This is a genomic window from Pseudomonas sp. Xaverov 83 (assembly GCF_019352905.1).
GTDB lineage: Bacteria > Pseudomonadota > Gammaproteobacteria > Pseudomonadales > Pseudomonadaceae > Aquipseudomonas > Aquipseudomonas yamanorum.
This window is the reverse complement of record NZ_JAAAFU010000002.1, coordinates 186,187-205,327: the sequence shown is the minus strand read 5'-3', so window position 1 is coordinate 205,327 and position 19,141 is coordinate 186,187. Positions and strand designations below refer to the sequence as shown.

Annotated in this window: 19 protein-coding genes; 13 read left to right on the top strand and 6 right to left on the bottom strand. The window is 61.2% G+C overall.

The genetic code is table 11. From position 1 onward, the window contains the following. Position 1: 1 nt before the first annotated feature. The 11 genes from rsfS to K0H47_RS01050 all read left to right on the top strand — a co-directional run bounded on the left by rsfS (position 2) and on the right by K0H47_RS01050 (position 10,595). Positions 2-496 carry a ribosome silencing factor gene (gene rsfS, locus K0H47_RS01100; protein WP_003215432.1) on the top strand — a complete coding sequence of 165 codons (495 nt, stop codon included), beginning with the start codon at positions 2-4 and terminating at the stop codon, positions 494-496. Positions 497-505: 9 nt separating this feature from the next. Beyond that, positions 506-973, top strand: coding sequence for a 23S rRNA (pseudouridine(1915)-N(3))-methyltransferase RlmH (gene rlmH / locus K0H47_RS01095; RefSeq protein WP_003185785.1), 468 nt, complete (start codon positions 506-508; stop codon positions 971-973). A 15-nt stretch (positions 974-988) separates the two neighbouring features. Next, entirely contained in the window at positions 989-2,887 is a 1,899-nt protein-coding gene (gene mrdA / locus K0H47_RS01090) for a penicillin-binding protein 2 (protein WP_063026904.1), read from the top strand. A gap of 31 nt (positions 2,888-2,918) precedes the next feature. After that, the gene (rodA, locus tag K0H47_RS01085) at positions 2,919-4,022 is read left to right on the top strand and encodes a rod shape-determining protein RodA (protein ID WP_050543221.1); all 1,104 of its coding nucleotides are present in this window, start codon (positions 2,919-2,921) and stop codon (positions 4,020-4,022) included. Between the two features lie 17 nt (positions 4,023-4,039). Next, positions 4,040-5,053, top strand: a complete 1,014-nt coding sequence (gene mltB / locus K0H47_RS01080; protein ID WP_063026905.1) for a lytic murein transglycosylase B — start codon at positions 4,040-4,042, stop codon at positions 5,051-5,053. Beyond that, positions 5,053-6,051 carry a septal ring lytic transglycosylase RlpA family protein gene (locus K0H47_RS01075; protein ID WP_063026906.1) on the top strand — a complete coding sequence of 333 codons (999 nt, stop codon included), beginning with the start codon at positions 5,053-5,055 and terminating at the stop codon, positions 6,049-6,051. Before mltB ends, K0H47_RS01075 begins: the two co-directional genes overlap by 1 nt. Positions 6,052-6,236: 185 nt before the next feature. After that, positions 6,237-7,394, top strand: a complete 1,158-nt coding sequence (locus tag K0H47_RS01070; protein WP_017476252.1) for a D-alanyl-D-alanine carboxypeptidase family protein — start codon at positions 6,237-6,239, stop codon at positions 7,392-7,394. A gap of 84 nt (positions 7,395-7,478) precedes the next feature. Then, positions 7,479-7,754, top strand: coding sequence for a DUF493 domain-containing protein (locus K0H47_RS01065; RefSeq protein WP_003215438.1), 276 nt, complete (start codon positions 7,479-7,481; stop codon positions 7,752-7,754). Further along, positions 7,754-8,401, top strand: a complete 648-nt coding sequence (gene lipB / locus K0H47_RS01060) for a lipoyl(octanoyl) transferase LipB (RefSeq protein WP_017476251.1) — start codon at positions 7,754-7,756, stop codon at positions 8,399-8,401. The genes K0H47_RS01065 and lipB overlap by 1 nt, the downstream gene beginning before the upstream one ends. A 2-nt stretch (positions 8,402-8,403) precedes the next feature. Beyond that, complete coding sequence (lipA, locus tag K0H47_RS01055; protein WP_003215441.1) at positions 8,404-9,423, top strand: lipoyl synthase; 1,020 nt, start codon at positions 8,404-8,406, stop codon at positions 9,421-9,423. 236 nt (positions 9,424-9,659) lie between these two features. Further along, entirely contained in the window at positions 9,660-10,595 is a 936-nt protein-coding gene (locus tag K0H47_RS01050; RefSeq protein WP_219271767.1) for an LD-carboxypeptidase, read from the top strand. Between the two features lie 129 nt (positions 10,596-10,724). Here the strand turns inward: K0H47_RS01050 and K0H47_RS01045 are convergent, their stop codons facing one another. The 5 genes from K0H47_RS01045 to leuS all read right to left on the bottom strand — a co-directional run bounded on the left by K0H47_RS01045 (position 10,725) and on the right by leuS (position 16,739). Then, positions 10,725-12,050 (bottom strand): lytic murein transglycosylase, encoded by a 1,326-nt coding sequence (locus K0H47_RS01045; protein WP_093204755.1) that lies wholly within the window; start codon positions 12,048-12,050, stop codon positions 10,725-10,727. A gap of 61 nt (positions 12,051-12,111) precedes the next feature. Beyond that, entirely contained in the window at positions 12,112-12,276 is a 165-nt protein-coding gene (arfA, locus tag K0H47_RS01040; protein WP_003176285.1) for an alternative ribosome rescue factor ArfA, read from the bottom strand. Between the two features lie 84 nt (positions 12,277-12,360). Then, positions 12,361-13,398, bottom strand: coding sequence for a DNA polymerase III subunit delta (gene holA, locus K0H47_RS01035; protein WP_008436560.1), 1,038 nt, complete (start codon positions 13,396-13,398; stop codon positions 12,361-12,363). A gap of 39 nt (positions 13,399-13,437) precedes the next feature. After that, positions 13,438-14,043 carry an LPS assembly lipoprotein LptE gene (gene lptE / locus K0H47_RS01030; RefSeq protein WP_017476246.1) on the bottom strand — a complete coding sequence of 202 codons (606 nt, stop codon included), beginning with the start codon at positions 14,041-14,043 and terminating at the stop codon, positions 13,438-13,440. Positions 14,044-14,132: 89 nt separating this feature from the next. Further along, positions 14,133-16,739 carry a leucine--tRNA ligase gene (gene leuS, locus K0H47_RS01025; RefSeq protein ID WP_063026913.1) on the bottom strand — a complete coding sequence of 869 codons (2,607 nt, stop codon included), beginning with the start codon at positions 16,737-16,739 and terminating at the stop codon, positions 14,133-14,135. 261 nt (positions 16,740-17,000) lie between these two features. On the opposite strand from leuS, the gene K0H47_RS01020 reads away from it, so the two are divergent. Continuing rightward, the gene (locus K0H47_RS01020; protein WP_063026915.1) at positions 17,001-17,318 is read left to right on the top strand and encodes a hypothetical protein; all 318 of its coding nucleotides are present in this window, start codon (positions 17,001-17,003) and stop codon (positions 17,316-17,318) included. A 103-nt stretch (positions 17,319-17,421) separates the two neighbouring features. Further along, positions 17,422-18,183, top strand: a complete 762-nt coding sequence (locus tag K0H47_RS01015; RefSeq protein WP_177071846.1) for a YdcF family protein — start codon at positions 17,422-17,424, stop codon at positions 18,181-18,183. 136 nt (positions 18,184-18,319) lie between these two features. Here the strand turns inward: K0H47_RS01015 and lnt are convergent. Continuing rightward, on the bottom strand, positions 18,320-19,141 hold an 822-nt coding region (lnt, locus tag K0H47_RS30950), incomplete at its 5' end, for an apolipoprotein N-acyltransferase (protein WP_257626603.1).

The window sequence follows — 19,141 nt, the reverse complement described above, 5'->3', positions numbered from 1 at the left end:
TATGACGAACAAAGACGTAAGCAAAGTTAAGCGCAAAGGCACGTTCAAGAGCGCTCCTCTGCCAGTAGAAGCCCACACCGGCCCTGAGCTTGCCGGCGAAGAGCTGGTCAAGGTTGCCGTGGCTGCCCTGGAAGACGTGAAGGCCCAGGACATTCAAGTCCTGGACGTGCGCGACAAGCAGAGCATCACCGACTTCATGATCATCGCCACCGGTACCTCCAACCGCCAGATCGGCGCGATGCTGGACAAGGTTCGCGAAGCGGTCAAAGCCCAGGGCGTCAAGCCATTGGGTGAAGAAGGCAAGGGCGACAGCGACTGGGTCCTGTTGGACATGGACGACGTGATCGTTCACATGATGACCAGCAACGCCCGTCAGTTCTACGACCTTGAGCGTCTGTGGAAAGGCGCCGAGCAGAGCCGTGCTGCGGATGGCAAGCACCACAGCCCTGAAGTCGGCCACGCGCACTTCGACAAGCTCAACAAAGACCAGGAATAAGGAACGGCTGTGCGCCTGCGTCTGATCGCTGTCGGTTCACGCATGCCCAAGTGGGTGGAAGAAGGCTGGCATGAATATGCCAAGCGCCTGCCATCCGAATTGGCGCTGGAACTGGTGGAAATACCGCTTAACACCCGGGGCAAGAATGCCGACGTGGCCCGCTTTATCCGTCAGGAAGGCGAAGCCATGCTGGCCAAGGTCGGGCCCAACGAGCGGATCGTGACCCTCGAAGTGCACGGCAAGCCCTGGAGCACCGAGCAGTTGGCGGTGGAACTGGATCGCTGGCGCCTGGATTCGCGCACGGTCAACTTCATGGTCGGCGGCCCCGAGGGGCTGGCGCCGGAAGTGTGCGCGCGGGCGGATCAGCGCTGGTCGCTGTCGCCCCTGACACTGCCGCACCCGCTGGTAAGAATTCTGATCGGTGAACAGCTGTATCGCGCCTGGACAGTTCTGTCCGGGCACCCTTACCACAAATAATCTGCGCCCTGCCTGATGACCCAGCCGATCCGCATCAAGGACCACGAGAAAGACGCACGTCTTGTACGCGCGCGGGTGGTGTTTGGCGCGATTTTGGTGGTGGCATTGCTGGGGGTGCTGATTGCGCGCCTGTATTTCCTGCAGGTGATCCAGTACGACTATCACTCCACGCTGTCGGAAAACAACCGGGTGCACGTGCAGCCGATTCCGCCGACCCGTGGGCTGATTTTCGACCGCAATGGCGTGGTGGTCGCGGATAACCGGCCCAGCTTCAGCCTGAGCATGACCCGCGAACGTTCCGGCGATTGGCAGCAGATCCTCGATGTGATCGTCGAGGTGCTGCAACTGACACCGGAAGACCGGGTGATCTTCGAGAAGCGCATGAAGCAGGGGCGCCGGCCGTTTGAGCCAGTGCCGATCCTGTTCGAGCTGACCGAAGAGCAGATCGCCCGGATCGCGGTGAACCAGTTCCGACTGCCGGGTGTGGAAGTGGTGGCGCAGTTGGTGCGGCACTACCCGCAAGGGGCGCACTTCGCGCATTCGGTCGGCTACATGGGCCGGATCAACGAGAAAGAGCTGAAGACCCTCGATCCGGTCAACTACAGCGGCACCCACCATATCGGCAAGACCGGCATCGAGCGTTTTTACGAGCCGGAACTGCATGGCCAGGTGGGTTACGAGGAAGTCGAGACCAACGCCCGTGGACGCGTGCTGCGGGTGCTCAAGCGTACCGATCCGGTGCCCGGCAAGGACATCGTGCTGAGCCTGGACATCAAGTTGCAGGAAGCGGCGGAGATGGCCCTGGGCGGGCGTCGGGGGGCCGTGGTGGCGCTGGACCCGAGCACGGGCGAAGTGTTGGCGATGGTCAGTCAGCCGAGTTTTGACCCGAACCTGTTTGTCACCGGGATCAGCTTCAAGGCCTACGCCGAGCTGCGCGATTCCATTGATCGGCCGCTGTTCAACCGCGTGCTGCGCGGCCTGTATCCACCGGGTTCGACCATCAAGCCGGCGGTAGCCATTGCCGGCCTGGACTCGGGTGTGGTCACGGCGTCGAGCCGCGTGTTCGACCCCGGCTACTACATGCTGCCCAATTACGATCACAAATACCGTAACTGGAACCGTACCGGCGACGGCTATGTGGACCTGGACACGGCGATCATGCGGTCCAACGACACCTACTTCTATGACCTGGCCCACAAGCTGGGGATTGATCGGCTGTCGGAGTACATGGGCAAGTTCGGCCTCGGTCAGAAAGTCTCCCTGGACATGTTCGAAGAATCCCCGGGCCTGATGCCGTCCCGCGAGTGGAAGCGAGCAACCCGTCGACAGGCGTGGTTCCCAGGTGAAACCCTGATTCTGGGGATCGGCCAGGGCTATATGCAGGCCACGCCGCTGCAACTGGCCCAGGCCACCGCGCTGGTGGCCAACAAGGGTGTATGGAACCGTCCGCACCTGGCCAAGACCATCGAGGGCGAACGCCCGGTGGATGAAAACCCGATTCCCGACATTGTGCTGCGCGACCCGTCCGACTGGACCAAGGTCAACCACGGCATGCAGCAAGTGATGCACGGCGCCCGGGGTACCGCGCGTAAAGCGGCGGCCGGCGCGCAATACCGGATTGCCGGCAAGAGCGGTACGGCCCAGGTGGTCGCGATCAAGCAGGGTGAGAAGTACGACCGCTCCAAGGTTCAGGAGCGCCACCGTGACCACGCCTTGTTCGTCGGCTTTGCCCCGGCCGACAACCCGAAGATCGCCGTGGCGGTGATGGTCGAGAACGGTGAATCCGGTTCCGGCGTGGCAGCACCCGTGGTGCGTCAAGTCATGGATGCCTGGCTGTTGACCGAAGACGGCAAGCTCAAGCCCGAATATGGCGGCACCCCATCCAGCGTGGAGGCTACGGCCCGTGAAGAGTAATTTTGACCGCATCCTCTCCAGCGAGGATGTGATGCGCCGTCGCGCCACCTTGCTGCAGCGCATGCACATTGATGGCCCGTTGCTGATCCTGCTGCTGACCCTCGCGGCCGGCAGCTTGTTTGTTTTGTATTCGGCCAGTGGCAAAAACTGGGACCTGCTGATCAAGCAGGCGTCTTCGTTTGGCCTGGGCCTGTTGTCGATGGTGGTGATCGCTCAGCTGGAGCCGCGCTTCATGGCGCGCTGGGTGCCGCTGGGGTACGTCGCCGGGGTGTTGCTGCTGGTGGTGGTGGATGTCATGGGGCACAACGCCATGGGTGCCACCCGCTGGATCAACATCCCGGGGGTGATTCGCTTCCAGCCGTCGGAATTCATGAAGATCCTGATGCCGGCGACCATCGCCTGGTACCTGTCAAAACGCACATTGCCGCCGCAGCTCAAGCACGTGGGCATCAGCCTGATATTGATCGGCGTGCCGTTTATCCTGATCGTGCGCCAGCCCGACCTCGGCACCTCGCTGCTGATCCTCGCGGGCGGCGCGTTCGTGCTGTTCATGGGGGGGCTGCGCTGGCGCTGGATCCTCAGCGTGCTGGCCGCCGCCGTGCCGGTGGCCGTGGCCATGTGGTTCTTTTTCATGCACGACTATCAGAAGCAGCGAATCCTCACGTTCCTCGATCCGGAGAGCGATCCGCTGGGCACCGGCTGGAACATCATCCAGTCCAAGGCTGCCATCGGTTCCGGCGGCGTATTCGGCAAGGGCTGGCTGCTGGGCACCCAGTCGCACCTGGACTTTTTGCCGGAAAGCCACACCGACTTTATTATCGCGGTGATGGGCGAGGAGTTCGGCCTGGTGGGCATCTGCGCACTGTTGCTGATTTACTTGCTGCTGATCGGTCGTGGCCTGGTGATTACTGCCCAGGCGCAAACGCTGTTCGGCAAATTGCTCGCCGGCAGCCTCACCATGACGTTTTTTGTTTACGTTTTCGTCAACATCGGTATGGTCAGTGGCCTGTTGCCGGTGGTTGGGGTGCCGTTGCCGTTCATTAGCTACGGCGGAACTTCGCTGGTGACATTGATGTCAGCGTTTGGGGTTTTGATGTCGATCCATACCCATCGTAAGTGGATCGCACAGGTTTGAATAAGGTGAAGATGTCAATGCAAGTAATGCGCGGCTGGGCTGCTCGGCACGTGTCCTGGATGGGCCTGTTGGGCCTGCTGGGGGCCGCTGTGCAGGAAGCGCAGGCCGGCGACTACGACGGCTCGCCTCAGGTCGCCGAATTTGTCGGTGAGATGACCCGTGACTATGGTTTCGCCGGTGAACAGCTGATGGGCGTGTTCCGCGAGGCCCAGCGCAAGCAGGCAATTCTCGACGCCATCTCCCGGCCCGCCGAACGCGTGAAGCAGTGGAAGGAATATCGCCCGATGTTCCTGACCGACGCCCGCGTGGCGCGTGGTGTGGACTTCTGGCGCCAGCACGAAGCCGTACTGGCCCGCGCCGAGCAGGAATACGGGGTTCCGGCCCAAGTGATCGTAGCCATCATCGGCATCGAAACCTTCTACGGCCGCAACACCGGCAGCTACCGGGTGATCGACGCCTTGTCGACCCTGGGCTTTGATTACCCGCCGCGCGCCGAATTCTTCCGCAAAGAGCTGCGCGAATTCCTGTTGTTGGCCCGTGAAGAGCAGGTCGACCCGTTGACCCTCAAGGGTTCCTACGCCGGGGCCATGGGCTTGCCGCAGTTCATGCCGAGCAGCTTTCGCGCCTACGCCGTGGATTTCGACGGCGACGGCCATATCAATATCTGGAGCAACCCCGATGACGCCATCGGCAGCGTCGCCAGCTACTTCAAGCGTCACGGTTGGGTAGCCGGCGAGCCGGTGGTGATTCGCGCCGATGTGACCGGTGACCGCGCCGACGAAGGCCTGACCCAGGGTATCGAGCCCGTCAAGACAGTGGGGGAGTTGCGGGCGCTGGGCTGGTCGAGTCAGAATGCGCCACGCGATGATATGCCGGTGACGGCGTTCCGCCTCGAAGGCGAAAATGGCCCGGAATATTGGATGGGCCTGAAGAATTTCTACGCAATCACGCGTTATAACCGCAGTGTGATGTACGCCATGGCCGTGCATCAGCTGTCAGACATGCTGGTCCAAGCACGGGGCGTCAAGTAATGCCGGTATCACCGATGTACAAACCCCTGAAGCTGGTGGCTTACGCCGCATTGTCGTTATTGGTGGTCAGTTGCTCCACCAGTCGTGCACCGGTGCAAAAGTCCGGTGGCACGGCCATCCGCTCTCAACCGGGGCTGGATATCAACCGCGCCCACAAAGACGGCGCGCCGTGGTGGGATGTGGATGTGTCGAAAATCCCGGATGCCACGCCGACCCTGCACACCGGTCCTTACAAGGCCAACCCTTACACCGTGCTGGGCAAAAACTACTTCCCGCTGCAAGACTCCAAGACCTACGTGCAATCGGGTACGGCGTCCTGGTACGGGACCAAATTCCATGGCCAGAACACCGCCAACGGCGAAGTGTATGACCTGTACGGCATGAGCGCGGCGCACAAGACCCTGCCACTGCCCAGCTATGTACGCGTGACCAACCTGGACAACAACCGCTCGGTGATCCTGCGGGTCAATGACCGTGGGCCGTTCTATTCGGACCGGATCATCGACTTGTCCTACGCCGCCGCGAAGAAGCTCGGTTATGCCGAGATCGGCACGGCGCGGGTGAAGGTTGAAGGTATCGACCCTGCCCAGTATTGGGCCCAGCGTGGCAAGCCGGCGCCGTTGATGCTCAACGAACCGCAAACCCCGCAACCACAAGTTACCGCCTCGGCCGGCAAGATCGAGCAGTGGACACCGCCACCGGCGCAGCATGCCCCGGACACGGTCGTCATCCCCCATGCAGCGCCGGGAGCCTCTACCGTGGGCGGCCAGTACCTGCAAGTGGGCGCTTTCGCCAACCCTGACGCGGCAGAGCTGTTAAGGTCCAAGCTCAGCGGAATGGTCAGTGCGCCGGTGTTTATCAGCTCTATTGTGCGTAACCAGCAAACCTTGCACCGTGTGCGCATGGGGCCGATCGGCTCGCCGAGCGAAGTTGCACAAGTGCAGAACAGTGTGCGCATGGCCAACCTGGGGCAACCCAGCGTGGTCACCGCCGAATAAGCAGTACAAAGGATTGATGGCTCAGGCTCGCATGCGGGTTTGAGCCTTGGTTGTTGGCTCGTTGAACAATAAAAACCCAGGGGCAAGGGGTGGGCGTACAACCGAACACGCGACAGTCTGGCGACGGGCTGTCTGAATAGTTTTGCCCGCGAGGGCAAGTTTCCATAAGCAATTTCGAGAGACGGATGAACATCACCACCTTAGCCAAACGCACGTGCCTGCTTCTTTCGCTGATCATCACCCCGGCCGCCTGGGCGGTTGAAATGGTGCCAGCTTCCCCGCAACTGGCTGCCAAGGCCTGGGTCCTGATGGACGCCGCCAGCGGCAACGTGCTGGTGGAGAACAACGGTGACCAGCGCCTGCCCCCAGCCAGCCTGACCAAGCTGATGACTGCCTACATCGCGACCCTGGAAATCCGTCGCGGCCAGATCGGTGAAAACGATCCGGTGACCGTCAGCGAAAACGCCTGGCGCACCGGCGGTTCGCGGATGTTCATCAAGGTCGGTTCGCAGGTGACTGTCAGCGACCTGCTGCACGGCATCATCATCCAGTCCGGTAACGATGCCAGCGTGGCCTTGGCCGAGCACATCGCCGGCAGCGAAGACGCGTTCGCCGACATGATGAACAAAACCGTGGCCGACCTGGGCATGACCAACAGCCACTTCATGAACCCGACCGGCCTGCCGAATCCGGAGCACTACTCGTCGGCTCACGACATGGCCATCCTGGCCCGCGCGATCATTCGTGTCGACCCGGTGCACTACGCGATCTACTCCCAGAAAGAGTTCTTCTGGAACAACATCAAGCAACCTAACCGCAACCTGTTGCTGTGGCGTGACAAGACCGTCGATGGTCTGAAAACCGGTCACACCGACGAAGCGGGCTACTGCATGGTGTCGTCCGCTGTCCGTGACGGCCAGCGCCTGATTGCCGTGGTATTCGGTACCAACAGCGAGCAGGCCCGTGCGGCCGAGACGCAGAAGCTGCTGACCTATGGCTTCCGTTTCTTCGAAACCCAGACCTTCTACCAGAAAGGCACCGAGCTAGCTCAAGCCCCTGTGTGGAAAGGCGCGACCCATCAAGTCAAGGCCGGCCTGGCTGAAGACCTGACCCTGACCATGCCTAAAGGCCAGCTCAAGAAGCTGGTGGCCAGCATGACCATGAACCCGCAGCTGGTCGCACCGATCGCCAAGGGCGATGTCATCGGTAAGGTCGAAGTGAAGCTGGACGACAAGGTGGTGCACAGCGCCGACCTGATCGCTCTGGACGCCGTCGACGAAGGTGGTATCTTCCGACGCGTGTGGGATAGCATCCGTCTATTCTTCTACAGCTTGTTCAACTGATAGTGTGCACCTGCATGACCCCGCGCTGATCCGGCGCGGGGTTATGCCCGTCGCCACGGCTTACGCTTACGAGGCCGTTACGCCATGACCGATACCGAAGTAAAGGCGCCAAAGATCGAATTCCCAAACGTGGACTATCCCGTCAAGGTGATCAGCGATACGGGTGTGGGCAACAAAGACAAGATCATCGAGATCGTCAAGAAACACGCAACGATCAACCATGACCGTGTGGATGAGCGTCAAAGCACCAACGGCAAGTACACCACCATTCAGTTGCACATCGTTGCGACTGACCAGGACCAGCTCTACAACATCAACAGCGAACTGCGGGCCACCGGCTTCGTGCACATGGTGTTGTGATGTCACAGACCCTGGGCTTTCGCGAGCTCGGCCAAATGGCATATGAACCGGTGTGGCACGCCATGCAGCGGTTCACCAACGAGCGCGGCACCGAAGCCCCGGATGAAATCTGGCTGGTGGAACACCCGCCGGTTTTCACCCAGGGCCAGGCCGGCAAGGCCGAGCATTTGTTGCTGCCGGGAGAAATCCCGGTGGTGCAGGTCGACCGCGGCGGGCAGGTGACTTACCATGGCCCAGGCCAATTGGTGGCTTATCTGTTGCTGGACGTGCGCAGGCTGGGTTTTGGCGTACGTGAGCTGGTCAGTCGCATGGAGTCATGCCTGATCGAGTTGCTGGCCAGCTACGGTGTGACCGCAGCGGCCAAGCCGGATGCTCCGGGGGTTTACGTAGAGGGCGCGAAAATCGCCTCCCTGGGCCTGCGGATTCGCCACGGCTGTTCCTTTCACGGCCTGGCCTTGAACGTGGACATGGACCTGGCGCCGTTTCGACGGATCAATCCCTGCGGTTACGCCGGTTTGGCGATGACCCAGTTGAGCGATCACGCAACACCACTAGAATTTGCCGAGGTAAGTGCCCGGCTGCGCGCGCAGCTCGTCAAACACCTCGACTATGCTGAGCAGACGACCCTAACGGGCGGAATCGACTGATTATGACTACTGATGCAGTGCAAACCATGATCCCGACGCTGGATGTTACCGAGCGTCCGGCCCCGCGTGCCAAGGTAGAAGCCGGCGTCAAGCTGCGCGGCGCCGAGAAGGTTGCACGCATCCCGGTGAAGATCATTCCGACCACCGAACTGCCGAAAAAGCCTGACTGGATTCGCGTGCGTATCCCGGTTTCGCCGGAAGTCGACCGCATCAAGGCCCTGCTGCGCAAACACAAGCTGCACAGCGTCTGCGAAGAGGCGTCTTGCCCGAACCTGGGCGAGTGCTTCTCCGGCGGCACTGCGACCTTCATGATCATGGGTGACATCTGCACCCGTCGTTGCCCGTTCTGCGACGTTGGCCACGGCCGGCCGAAACCGCTGGACGTCAACGAGCCGGAAAGCCTGGCCATCGCCATCGCCGACCTCAAACTCAAGTACGTCGTGATCACCTCGGTAGACCGTGACGACCTGCGCGACGGCGGTGCCCAGCACTTTGCCGACTGCATCCGCGAGATCCGCAAGCTGTCGCCGAACGTGATGCTCGAGACCCTCGTCCCGGACTACCGTGGCCGTATGGACGTGGCGCTGGAAATCACCGCCGCCGAGCCGCCGGATGTGTTCAACCACAACCTGGAAACCGTACCGCGTCTGTACAAGGCTGCGCGTCCGGGTTCGGACTACCAGTGGTCGCTGACCCTGCTGCAGAAATTCAAGCAGATGATGCCGCACATTCCGACCAAATCCGGTCTGATGCTGGGCCTGGGCGAAACCGACGAAGAAGTGATCGAAGTCATGAAGCGCATGCGCGAACACGACATCGACATGCTGACCCTCGGCCAGTACCTGCAACCGTCCCGTAGCCACTTGCCAGTACAGCGCTTCGTTCACCCGGACGTGTTCGCCTGGTTTGCCGAAGAAGGCTACAAGATGGGCTTCAAGAACGTCGCTTCCGGCCCGCTGGTACGTTCCTCGTACCACGCCGACGAGCAGGCGAAACTGGTCAAGGCCAGCCTGGTGTCCTGATACGCGGAACGCCGGACACTTCAGGACCCTTGTGGGAGCAGCGGGCTTGGATGGGAGCGGGCTTGCTCGCGAATGCGTTGGATCAGTTGACCTATTCGGTGACTGACTGACCGCTTTCGCGAGCAAGCCCGCTCCCACCCAAGCCCGCTCCCACATTTGCTACTGACTCTTCCTCTTCTGTTTGCAACCATTGCTGTTTAGAGTGCCTTGGGCAATCCACACGAGGAGAACCATGGATGACGACTCAATTGACCACTTGTGCGGTACCTGCGCTGCGCGCCGAAGGCGTGATCGGGCTGATTGCCCCTGCCGGGCCGGCCGAGCTGGATATCGACAAGGCCACGCAATGGATGCGCGCCCGGGGCTACACACTGCGGATTTTCCCGGGTGTAGGCGAGCGGGATGGTTACCTGGCCGGCAGCGATGACGTACGCCTTAATGACCTGCACGCGGCGTTCGCCGACCCGTCCATCGACGCGATTTTCTGCCTGCGCGGCGGCTACGGCACCCCACGCCTGCTGGACCGCCTGGACTTTGACCTGCTGCGGGCCAATCCCAAGCCATTTGTCGGCTACAGCGATATCACCGCCTTACACCTGGCGATCAACCGCTATGCCGGTTTCGTCACCTTCCACGGGCCGATGTACAACGCTGACCTGTTGGGCGAAAAGCAACAACCTACCGAGTCGTCGCTGTTCAGCATGCTGCGGGGGCAGGTGAAAGCCGGTAGCCAGCTGACTCACCCGGTGGCCTACCCGTTGACCACCGTCGAGCCGGGCATCGCCTGTGGGCGTCTGCTGGGCGGCAATCTATCGATGATCGCAGCGGTGATGGGCACGGCGTATGAGATTGATGCCGAGGGCATCATTCTGTTTATCGAAGATGTTAACGAGCCGTTGTACCGCATTGATCGGTTGCTCACCCATTTGCGCCTGGCCGGCAAGTTGGCTCAGGTGGCGGGTGTGGTGGTGGGGGATGTGGCTGGGGTTGATAGCCTTGCGCTTGAGCGCTTGCTGAAGCAGACCTTCGAGCCGTTGTGCATTCCGGTGCTGTCCGGCTGGCGCAGTGGGCACTGCAATCCGAACCTGACCTTGCCGATGGGCGCGAGGGTGCGGTTGGATGCGGGGGAGAGGCGGTTGGTGTTGGAGCAGGATGTGGTGTTTAAGGTTTAAGATTTCTGTTGCTTCTTAAGGCCTCATCGCAGGCAAGCCAGCTCCCACATTGACCGCGTACATCATGAACGACGCGGTCAAAGGTGGGAGCTGGCTTGCCTGCGATGGCGGTAGTCGCCATACGCCGATCTATCGGCTTTGCAGCGACTCCAGCAACTTCACCGTCGGATACCCATCCGCCGGCCAGCCCAGGGATTGCTGTGCCGCACGAATCGCCTTGCGGGTATTGGCGCCAATGATCCCGTCCGGGTTGCCCGCATCGTAACCATGGGCACTGAGCACCGTCTGCAAATCAATCCGCTGTGAGCGGGTCAACGGCAGCTCATCTTTCGGCCAGCTCCCACGAATCAAGCCACCCCCGCCGAACCGTTCCGACAGCAAACCGACCGCCAACGCATAGGACGAAGAGTTGTTGTACTTGAGGATCGCGCGGAAGTTATCCAGCACCAGGAACGCCGGGCCACGATAGCCGGCGGGCAGCAGCAGGGCCGCGGAAAGCTGGTCCACGTTGGCCGGCACACTGGCGCCAGGCGGCACCTGGATTCCCAGTTTCAACCATTCGCCTACAGTTTTACGCACGCTGCCATCGGCCAGGGCGTAATCGAAGTTCAACGGCAGTTGCTGCACCTCAAAACCCCACGGCTGGCCTTTCTGCCAACCGGAGCTTTGCAGGTAGTGCGCGGTGGAGGCGAGGGCGTCGGCCGGGCTGTTCCAGATATCCCGGCGACCGTCACCGTCGAAGTCCACGGCGTGGGTGTTGTAGGTGGTCGGAATGAACTGGGTCTGGCCCATGGCCCCGGCCCAGGAGCCTTTCATCTGGTCAGCAGAGATATCGCCGTGCTGGATGATTTGCAGTGCTGCCAGCAATTGGGCCTGGGCGAATGCTGGGCGACGGCCTTCATATGCCAGGGTCGCCAAGGAGCGAATCACCGAGTTGTTGCCCTGGAACTGGCCGAAGTTACTTTCCATGCCCCACACCGAGACCAGTGCCTGGCGGTCGACGCCATAACGGTCCTCTATGCGTTGCAGAGTGTCAGCGTATTTCACCAGCAGCGACTGGCCATTGCGCACGCGCAGCGGCGACAGGGCGCCATCGAGGTATTCCCACACCGGGCGCGAGAACTCCGGCTGGCTGCGGTCGGCACGGATCACCGCCATATCGGGGACGACATTGGCAAAGGCTGTGTCGAAAACCTGGGGCGTGATCCCGGCCTTCAGGGCTTCCACGCGAAAGCCTGCCTGCCATTCGGCAAAGGTCTGGGTCGGCTGGATATCAAGGTTGTCCACCGCCAGTGGCGCAACGACGGCAGGCGCGGCTACCGGTGCAGTCTGGAGCGGGGGCAGGGGTTGAGCATCGGCGGCGGTGGGTTTTTCCGCGCAGGCGACTAACAGAATGAGGCTGGAGGCAGCGATCAGTTGGCGAAGGTGCCAACGACGGGAAAGACTAGAGGGCATGCACAGGTCCAGGGAGTACGAATCAGGTACAGACCTTATCATGCCAGAGGGGCGCTTGCCTTCAGGCAGCCAGAAAGTAAGAAGCCTCCCAGCTATTAGACTGGAAGGCTTCGCGGCGGTAGCTGCCTTTGCCTTTGCCGGCTCGTTCCTGGCGACTGCGGAACAACGGCTGGGCGATGATGGATTTGGCCTTGTTGGGGCCATGCTTGGATGGCTTTTTGCTCATGATAGGTACTCTTTGGCGGGTTGGTGATGCGGTGCGAATCATCGGCCGAAGTTTGGATTCTGTCCAGCCCGGCGAGACGTAGGACTATTCAGCAGGCAGCGCCAAGCGCTGTCCTGACATCAAAAGTGACAAACGACTCAAGCTCATCCAGGGCGATCCCGCCGCCTGGCCCTTGATCTGCGCGTCAATGCGCTGGGCTTCCAGCAGCAATTGCGCCCAGCGTTGCGCCGAGTGCCGTTGCAGGGCTTTGCTGATCAGCGGTTTGCGTTTGTCCCATACCGGTGGCCGTGCTTGGCTGAAGGCCTTGTCCAGCGGGATGCCTTGGCTGTATTGCAGGGCAATATTGGCCAGCAGGCGTAATTCCCGGGCCAGGGCCCAGAGAATCACCGGTGGCTCGACGCCTTCGCCGCGCAGCCCTTCGAGCATGCGCAGGGCGTGGGCGGGTTCGCCGTTGAGGATCGCATCCACCAGACCAAACACGTCAAAGCGCGCGCTGTCAGCCACGGCGCCTTGTACGGTTTCGACAGTGATCTGGCCGCCTTCTGCCATCAGCTTGAGCTTTTCGATTTCCTGGGCGGCGGCCAGCAGGTTGCCTTCCACTCGCGCCGCGATCAGCTCTACGGCGTCCTGGCTGGCACTCAGCCCGGATTGCGACAGGCGCTGACGGATCCACTGCGGCAGCTGACTGCTGTCCACTGGCCAGATCTGTATGAATTGGGTCTGGCCGCCTTCCACCAGCGCCTTGCCCCACTTGGTTTTCTGCGCGCTGCCATCCAGCTTGGGCAGGCTGATCAGCAGCAACGTGTCTTCGGCAGGGCGTGCGCAGTATTCCATCAATGCCGCCGCGCCTTTGTCGCCGGGCTTGCCCGAAGGCAGGCGCAGTTCCAGCAGGCGTTTCTCGGCAAACAGCGACATGCTCGCCCCGGCTTGCAGCAGCGTCCCCCAGTCGAAACTGGCATCGGCGCTGAACACCTGGCGTTCATCGAAGCCCTGTTGACGGGCGGCCGTGCGGATCGCGTCCGCAGCTTCCTGGCAGAGCAGCGGGTCATCACCGCTGACGATGTAGACGGGCGCGAGGCTGCCTTGCAGGTGCTTGGCGAGTTGGGCGGGGGCAAGTTTCATAGGCAGGGCGAACGGGGCGCCAGGGGCGCCCCGTCTGGCTTACTCAGCTGGGACTTCGACAGGCGATTGTTTCGGCTGGCTGTTTTCATACTCTTGCGCCGCTTTCAGCGCATCGGCATCTGCCTTGGCCTTGTTATCTGCCGTTTGCTGCAGTTGATCCAGTTTTTCCGGGGTGATCAGCTGCAGGCGCAGAAGCATGCGCTGTACCAGCTCACGACGCATTTCCTTGCGCACCTGGATGGTTTCGGAGTCCGAGCCCACCAGGTTGTTGCCGTCGTGGCTCACGACTTTCTGTACCTGGATTTTGTCGCCCATCAACGGCAGGTGGTCGTGGCCCTGGATTTCGAAGAAGAGCGTGGTGCTCAGCTCGATGTCCGAAGCACGCCCGGCACTGGCATAGCTGAGGTTGCGCTGCTCTTCTTTCTCATCCAGCAGGTTCAGTTTGTAAGCCGCGCCTGAATAGACTTTGACACCACTGTTTTCCAGGACCTGGCGCAGCTGTTGAACGGTCTCGCCGTAGGAGTTACGGGCGGTGACGTCCAGTTCCTTGATCGCCAGTTCGGTGTGGCCGGTGCCGCGCAGCTGGAAGCCGCAAGCGCTCAGTAGCACGGCAAGGCCCATAACCAGCAGATTGCGTTTGATCATTTTGATGCTCCCCTTGAAACCATGTGGGCCTTATCGAGGCCCTGGAGGTTTTGTTCGGCGCCAAGGTAATGCCCTGGCGCCCGATCCGATTAGCTAGCGACGATATTGACCAGTTTGCCGGGCACCACGATCACTTTGCGGATCGTCAGGCCTTCGGTGAAGCGCAGCACGTTCTCATTGGCACGGGCGGCGGCTTCGACTTCTTCACGGCTGGCGCTGGCTGGCATGTCGATCTGGCCACGCAGCTTGCCGTTGACCTGAATCACCAGTTGCAGCGTGTCCTGTACCAGGGCGCTGTCATCCTGTACCGGCCAGCCGGCATCGATGACTGCGCCGCTGTGGCCCAAACGGCTCCACAGGTCGTGGCAGATGTGTGGCGTGATCGGTGCCAGCAGCAGGGTGACCGTTTCCAGGCCTTCCTGTACCAGCGCGCGGTCCTGTTCGGTGACCTGCGGTGCTTTTTCCAGCACGTTCATCAGCGTCATCACCTGGGCGATGGCGGTGTTGAATTTGTGGTGCTGGCCCACGTCCTGGCTGGCGTGCTTGATAGCCAGGTGGGTGCTGCGGCGAATGGCTTTTTGCTCATCGCTCAAGGCTGCAACGTCCAGTTTGCCCGGCAAGCCCTGGCTGACATGGGCGTGCGCCAGGCGCCAGACGCGCTTGAGGAAACGGTGCGAACCCTCTACGCCGGAGTCGGACCATTCCGCGCTCATGTCGGGCGGCGAGGCGAACATCATGAACAGGCGGCAGGTATCTGCGCCGAACTGGTCGATCATCGACTGTGGGTCGACGCCGTTGTTCTTCGACTTGGCCATCTTCTCGGTGCCGCCGATTTCCACCGGCAGGCCGTCGGAGATCAACTTGGCACTGATCACTTTGGCCTTGCTGTCACGCACCAACTCGACGTCCGCCGGGTTGAACCAGGTGTAGGCACCATTGGCTTCGCGACGGTAGTAAGTCTCGGCAATCACCATACCTTGGGTCAGCAGGTTCTTGAACGGCTCGTCGGAGCTCACCAGGCCTTCGTCACGCATCAGCTTGTGGAAGAAGCGCGCGTACAGCAGGTGAAGGATGGCGTGTTCGATGCCGCCGATGTACTGGTCTACCGGCAACCAATGGTCGGCCGCGGATTTTTCCACCAGGCCGCCTTCATAGTGCGGCGAGGCGTAGCGGGCGTAGTACCACGAGGACTCCACGAAGGTGTCCATGGTGTCGGTTTCACGCTTGGCCGGGGCGCCGCAGTTCGGGCAGGTGCACTCGTAGAATTCTGGCATGCGCGCCAAGGGCGAACCGGCGCCGTCCGGCACTACATCTTCCGGTAACACGACGGGCAGTTGGTCTTCCGGCACCGGCACGTCACCGCAGGTTTCGCAGTGGATGATCGGGATCGGGCAGCCCCAGTAGCGCTGGCGGCTGATGCCCCAGTCACGCAGGCGGAACTGGGTGCGCGAGGCACCGAGGTTTTTCTTGATCAGCGCGACTTCGATAGCGTCGAAGGCGCCTTCGAAATCCAGGCCGTCGAACTCGCCGGAGTTGATCAGGGTGCCATGCTCGCCGTAGGCGTCTTGCCACGGGGCCGGGTTGGTATCACCGGAGCTGGTGCGCACCACGGACTTGATGGGCAGGCTGTACTTGGTGGCGAATTCGAAATCGCGTTCGTCGTGGGCTGGCACGGCCATTACCGCGCCATCGCCGTAGTGCATCAACACGTAGTTGGCGACCCACACCGGCAGCTTCTCGCCGGTCAACGGGTGCTCGACGAACAGCCCGGTCGGCAAGCCTTTTTTCTCTTGAGTGGCGACGTCGGCTTCGGCCACGCTGCCGCCTTTGCATTCGGCGATGAACGCCTGCAGCTCGGGGTTGTTCTGTGCAGCCTGAGTGGCCAGCGGGTGTTCAGCGGCCACGGCGACGTAGGTCGCGCCCATCAGGGTGTCCGGACGGGTGGTGAAGACTTTCAGTACGCCTTCTGCGCCGATGGAGTCGACGTTGTAGGGGAACTGCACTTCCATGCCCTTGGACTTGCCGATCCAGTTGCGTTGCATGGTCTTGACCTGCTCGGGCCAGCCCGGCAAATCGTCGAGGCTCGACAAGAGTTCATCCGCGTAGGCGGTGATCTTGAAGTAGTACATCGGGATTTCGCGCTTCTCGATCAGCGCGCCGGAGCGCCAGCCGCGGCCGTCGATCACTTGTTCGTTGGCCAGTACGGTCTGGTCCACCGGGTCCCAGTTCACGGTGCCGCTCTTCTTGTAGATCACACCTTTTTCGAACAGGCGAGTGAACAGCCATTGTTCCCAGCGGTAGTAATCAGGCTTGCAGGTGGTCACCTCGCGGGACCAGTCCACCGCCAGGCCCAGGCTGCGCAGCTGGGTCTTCATGTAGGCGATGTTTTCGTAGGTCCACTTGGCGGGTGCTACGTTGTTCTTCATCGCGGCGTTTTCCGCCGGCATGCCGAAGGCGTCCCAACCCATGGGTTGCAGGACGTTCTTGCCCAGCATGCGCTGGTAGCGAGAAATGACGTCGCCGATGGTGTAGTTGCGCACATGCCCCATGTGTAGCTTGCCGCTGGGGTAAGGGAACATCGATAGGCAATAGAAAGTCTCCTTGCCTGGCTGTTCACTGACTTCAAAGGACTTTTGCTCATCCCAGAACGACTGGGCGGCATTTTCTATTTCACGGGGCTGATATTGTTCGTGCATGGCTACTTTTGAACTGAATAGGGGTGGCCTAATCCTCTTCGGTGCAACGTTCAGGTTGATCGACACCAAAAAGCGGCGCGTCCGTGCCCAAACCCTGCGGGAAGTGGAGTTACAGGAAGCGCCGTAGCATACATGACCCCACTCTATCGAGGGAAACCCTGATTGCGCGGCCGAGGCCGTTGGTCGCGGCGTCAGGCAGGCGGGGCCAGCAGGACTACGCTGTTTATTGGGGAGTGAGTCTTATCTTCAATGAGGTGAGGGATGGTTGATTTGCAGAGAACTTTAACGAAACCGCAGGTGTACGAAGGACTGATCGACCGTTTGGGTCGAGCACTGGATGCAGCAAAAACCGCAGGCCGATTGTGTGATGAGCGGCCTCTGGAGTTGGAACTGCGTGGCTTGAGCCAGGCAGAGCTGGACGTGATCAAGGTGTATCTGGAGTTAAATGAGCATCGCGCGCCCCATGGCATGGCCTCCCCGCCAGCCCAGGAGGTTTCGCGCTCGGCCAAGGTGGTATGGCTCAAGGATCTGTCGGCCGGTCGCGGCCCGGAAAAACTCCGGTCCGTGCGTTTCAAGTGAAGTACCGCGTTAGTGATCTGTAGCCTTCTCAACGTTTGTTCTTGTAAAGATTGTCGCTAAACCTCGTTACACCTTAGGCTTCGGGCATCTTTGGAGATGCCCGATGCCTATTCGTTATTTCATTAAACAATTGCTGTTGCCGCCCGGCATTCTGTTGCTGTTGCTGGCGCTTGCCTGGTGGTTTCGTCGCAGCCGGCCGCGACTGGCGGCGGTGTGTTTTGCCTTGGGGTTCGGCGGGATGTGGTTGATGAGCCTGCCGGTGGCGGTGCAGTGGGGGGCCAAGGCCCTGGAGACCGAGCCGCCTTTGGCCCGTGACGAATGGGCAACCCTGGCGCAGCGGGCTGATGCCATTGTGGTATTGGGGTCCGGGCGTGAACGCGGGGATCCGGCGTGGGGCTCCGATCAGCCGACGGGTATCGGTCTTGAGCGCCAGCGCTATGCGGCCCGCTTGGCCAAGGCTTCGGGCTTGCCGGTGCTGACCAGCGGTGGTTTGCACTACGGCACGCCACCGAGTGAGGCGGAGTTGATGGCGGTGTCGATGCAGGATGACTTTGGCGTGAGCGTACGCTGGAAGGAAGAACGCAGCCGTACCACTTGGGAAAACGCGCAGATGAGTGCAGAGATTCTGCTGCCCCAGGGGATCAAACGTGTGGTAGTCGTAACCCAGGCCTGGCACATGCCGCGTTCGCGCTGGAGCTTCGAAAAGGCCGGGTTTACGGTGGTTCCGGCGCCGGTGGGGTTTCTCGGTTTAGACAATGCCCGGCCACTGGGTGGCTGGATGCCGGAATTCAAGTCAATTTGGCAGAGCGGGCAGTTGCTGAATGAAGCAGTGGGGCAGGTGGGCTACCGGATGTTTTACAGGTAACACCGCCGGTCAAATGTGGGAGCGGGCTTCTGTGGGAGCCGGGCTTGCCCGCGATGCAGGCACCTCGGTGTGTCAGTTACACCGAGGTGATGCTATCGCAGGCAAGCCAGCTCCCACATTTATTCGAGTATTTCTATTAAACCGTTTTCGACATCCGGCCCGCCAACAGCGCCCAGCCAAACAGGCCAAGGCACAGGATGATCAACGGCCACGAGCGCCATTCCAGATACGGCGTGAGGTTGTGCATCGGCACCACTTCACCGTAGAGAATCCCGCGTTCAAACTGCGGGATCTGCACGGTAATCTGCCCGTACGGGTTGATCAGGCCGGTCACGCCGTTGTTGGTGGCGCGGATCATCCAGCGACCGGCTTCCAGGGCGCGCATCTGGGCCATCTGCAAATGTTGCAGCGGGCCGATGGAGCGGCCGAACCAGGTGTCGTTGCTGATGGTCAGCAACAAGTCGCTGCGGGCCGACAGGCCAGCGGCGAACTCCGGGTACACCACTTCATAGCAAATGAAGGGCGCAATCTGATAGCCCTTGGCTTGCAGCAGGGCCTGGTCGGACGGCCCACGGGCGAAGTCCGACATCGGCAGGTCAAAGAACGCGATCAAGCCGCGTAGCATGTCTTGCAGCGGCACGTACTCGCCAAATGGCACCAGCTTCTGCTTCAGGTAGGTACCGTCGCCTTCACCCACCACGGTGATGCCGTTGAAGAAGCGCTTGTGGTGGTGCACTTCCTGGCGAATCGGCACGCCGGTGATCAGCGCGGTGTGCCGGTCGGCAGCGAACTTGCCCATCATGCCCAGGTAGCCTTCAACAGACTCCTTGAGCACCGGCACGGCGGTTTCTGGCCATACCAGCAGGTCAACAGGCTTGGAACTGAAGCTCATGTCGCGGTACAGGGCGAGCTGTGCATTGAGCTGCTCGGGGTCCCACTTCATGCTTTGCTCGACGTT

Coding starts and splice junctions, on each gene's coding strand:
- rsfS (WP_003215432.1), top strand. CDS start 2: ATGACGAACAAAGACGTAAGCAAAGTTAAGCGCAAAGGCACGTTCAAG.
- mrdA (WP_063026904.1), top strand. CDS start 989: ATGACCCAGCCGATCCGCATCAAGGACCACGAGAAAGACGCACGTCTT.
- rodA (WP_050543221.1), top strand. CDS start 2,919: ATGCGCCGTCGCGCCACCTTGCTGCAGCGCATGCACATTGATGGCCCG.
- mltB (WP_063026905.1), top strand. CDS start 4,040: ATGCAAGTAATGCGCGGCTGGGCTGCTCGGCACGTGTCCTGGATGGGC.
- K0H47_RS01075 (WP_063026906.1), top strand. CDS start 5,053: ATGCCGGTATCACCGATGTACAAACCCCTGAAGCTGGTGGCTTACGCC.
- K0H47_RS01070 (WP_017476252.1), top strand. CDS start 6,237: ATGAACATCACCACCTTAGCCAAACGCACGTGCCTGCTTCTTTCGCTG.
- K0H47_RS01065 (WP_003215438.1), top strand. CDS start 7,479: ATGACCGATACCGAAGTAAAGGCGCCAAAGATCGAATTCCCAAACGTG.
- lipB (WP_017476251.1), top strand. CDS start 7,754: ATGTCACAGACCCTGGGCTTTCGCGAGCTCGGCCAAATGGCATATGAA.
- lipA (WP_003215441.1), top strand. CDS start 8,404: ATGACTACTGATGCAGTGCAAACCATGATCCCGACGCTGGATGTTACC.
- K0H47_RS01050 (WP_219271767.1), top strand. CDS start 9,660: ATGACGACTCAATTGACCACTTGTGCGGTACCTGCGCTGCGCGCCGAA.
- K0H47_RS01045 (WP_093204755.1), bottom strand. CDS start 12,050: ATGCCCTCTAGTCTTTCCCGTCGTTGGCACCTTCGCCAACTGATCGCT.
- arfA (WP_003176285.1), bottom strand. CDS start 12,276: ATGAGCAAAAAGCCATCCAAGCATGGCCCCAACAAGGCCAAATCCATC.
- holA (WP_008436560.1), bottom strand. CDS start 13,398: ATGAAACTTGCCCCCGCCCAACTCGCCAAGCACCTGCAAGGCAGCCTC.
- lptE (WP_017476246.1), bottom strand. CDS start 14,043: ATGATCAAACGCAATCTGCTGGTTATGGGCCTTGCCGTGCTACTGAGC.
- leuS (WP_063026913.1), bottom strand. CDS start 16,739: ATGCACGAACAATATCAGCCCCGTGAAATAGAAAATGCCGCCCAGTCG.
- K0H47_RS01020 (WP_063026915.1), top strand. CDS start 17,001: ATGGTTGATTTGCAGAGAACTTTAACGAAACCGCAGGTGTACGAAGGA.
- K0H47_RS01015 (WP_177071846.1), top strand. CDS start 17,422: ATGCCTATTCGTTATTTCATTAAACAATTGCTGTTGCCGCCCGGCATT.